Source organism: Pseudomonas sp. yb_9 (assembly GCF_043103635.1).
Taxonomy (GTDB): Bacteria; Pseudomonadota; Gammaproteobacteria; order Pseudomonadales; family Pseudomonadaceae; genus Aquipseudomonas; species Aquipseudomonas monteilii.
Map to the genome: position 1 here is coordinate 1 of NZ_JBICKA010000034.1, position 2,095 is coordinate 2,095.

At 64.9% G+C, this 2,095-nt stretch carries 1 protein-coding gene; it reads left to right on the forward strand.

What is annotated here, in order from left to right; all coding sequences use genetic code 11:
• The first annotated feature begins 110 nt into the window (after positions 1–110).
• Positions 111–2,069, forward strand: a complete 1,959-nt coding sequence (locus ACF8MI_RS08995; protein WP_200929477.1) for a DNA topoisomerase III — start codon at positions 111–113, stop codon at positions 2,067–2,069.
• Positions 2,070–2,095 lie beyond the last annotated feature (26 nt).

Genomic DNA, 2,095 nt, shown 5'->3' on the forward strand with positions numbered 1-2,095 from the left:
CAAAACACTTCCACTGACAAAAACCTGTACATCCATCCAGATAAAACTTGCCTCTGCGCCCCCGCTTGCGCATCCTAGTGCTCATTACCCCCGATGAAGCGTTCCCGGCCATGCGCCTGTTCCTCTGCGAAAAACCCTCTCAGGCAAAAGACATCGCCAAAGTGCTCGGCGCCAACCGCAAGGGCGACGGCTGCTGGCAAGGCACCGACGTCTGCGTCACCTGGTGCATCGGCCACCTGCTGGAAACCGCCCCGCCCGACAGCTACGACGAACGCTACAAGCGCTGGAACCTGGCCGACCTGCCGATCATCCCGGACAAGTGGAAGATGCTGGTCAAGCCCAAGACCGCCAGCCAGTTCAAGGCCGTCAAACGCCTGCTTGGCGAAGCGCGGGAGCTGGTGATCGCCACCGACGCCGACCGCGAAGGCGAAATGATCGCCCGCGAACTGGTCGAACATTGCCGCTATCGCGGCCCGGTGCAACGCCTGTGGCTGTCGGCACTGGACGACGCGTCCATCCGCAAGGCCTTGGCCCGCCTGCTGCCCGGCCACGAAACCTTCAACCTGTACCACTCGGCACTGGGCCGCTCGCGCGCCGACTGGCTGATTGGCATGAACATGAGCCGGCTGTTCACCCTGCTGGGCCGCCAATCCGGCTACCAGGGCGTGTTGCCGGTGGGCCGGGTGCAAACGCCCACCTTGCGCCTGGTGGTCGACCGCGACCGCAGCATCGCCGACTTCGTACCCGTGCCGTTCTGGGCCATCGATGTGCAACTGGAACTCGCCGGCCAACACTTCAATGCCCAATGGCGCGCCCCCGAGGACGCCTGCGACGACCAAGGCCGCTGCCTGAAGCAAACCTTGGCACAACAAGCGGCCACCGACATCGGCAATGCCGGCACAGCCCGCGCCGTCAAGGTTGCCACCGAGCGCGTGCGTGAAGCCGCACCACTCCCCTTCGACCTCGGCACCCTGCAGGAGCTGTGCTCGAAAAAGTTCGGCCTCGGCGCCCAGGAAACCCTCGACATCGCCCAGGCCCTGTACGAAACCCACAAGCTGATCACCTACCCGCGCAGCGACTGCGGTTACCTGCCGCAAAGCCAGCACGCCGAAGCGCCGGCCATCCTCGCTGCCTTGCAACGGGCCGATGCCAGCCTGGCGCCTCTACAGCCCTACCTGGAGCCACAGCGACGCTCGCGGGCATGGAACGACGCCAAGGTCAGCGCCCACCACGGCATCATCCCCACCGCCGCCGCCAGCGACCCGTCGCGCCTGCCGGCCAAGCACAAGGCGGTGTATACCCTGATCCGCGCCCGCTACCTGGCGCAGTTCCTGCCCAACCATGAGTACGACCGCACCCAGGCCGACTTCGACTGTGCCGGACATGCCCTGCGTGCGGTGGGCAAGCAGATTGTCGAGCCGGGCTGGCGCCGCGCCCTGCCTGAGGCATTGACCCCGGCCAAGGGCCGCGAGGCACCACCCGCCCAGGTGCTGCCAGCACTGCGCGAAGGCCAGGACTGCAACGTACAAGGTCTGCAACTGAAAGACCTGTGGACTCACCCCCCCAAGCCGTTCACCGAAGGCGACCTGATCAAGGCCATGAAAAACGTGGCCAAGCTGGTGGACGACCCGCGGTTGAAACAGAAGCTGAAGGAAACCACCGGTATCGGCACCGAAGCCACGCGCGCCAGCATCATTCAGGGCCTGCTTGACCGTGGCTACCTGGTGAAGAATGGCAAGGCACTGTCGGCCACACCGGCGGCGTTCAGCCTGATCGATGCGGTGCCGAAAGCCATTGCTGACCCTGGCACCACGGCCATCTGGGAGCAGGCGCTGGACATGGTGCAGAGCGGCGAGATGAGCCTGGAAGAGTTCGTTGCCCGGCAATCGGCGTGGATGGGCAAGCTGGTCGAGCGGTGTAGCGGCATGCGCATGACCATCAGCGGGCCGGCCGCAGGTGCGCCGCCGCCTTGGAAGAAAAAGCGGCGTGGTGGGGGGAAAAGTAAAACAGCTGGCAGCAAGTCGGCCGCTAGCAAGCCGCGTCAGCCTCGAAAAAAACCGGCAACCTGAAAGTTCTGCATCGTCATTACTGGCCT